We start from the raw sequence: 215 nt of genomic DNA on the forward strand, positions 1-215 counted from the left end.
ACTGGTGACCAGTCCTGCACAACCGGCAAGTATGACAATCACAGCCGCAGGTCCGAACGAAAAGACTGTATATTATGAGATTGATAATACGCAGAAGTTCGGCTATACAGTAAATTACTATATCAAAGGTACCACAACTGCAGTACCAGGTCTTGCGCCACTGACCGGAAATGCACCGGTAGGGGAGTTCACCTGGAGCAATGCGCCGAAGACAG

General features: G+C 48.8%; 1 protein-coding gene. It reads left to right on the forward strand.

Features of this window, described 5'->3' with window-relative positions; genetic code table 11:
* Positions 1–215, forward strand: a 215-nt coding sequence (locus tag V7D18_RS07125) for a hypothetical protein (protein WP_426152850.1), incomplete at both ends; no start/stop codon positions are given.

Source organism: Lacrimispora sp. 38-1 (assembly GCF_049890855.1).
Lineage (GTDB): Bacteria > Bacillota > Clostridia > Lachnospirales > Lachnospiraceae > Lacrimispora.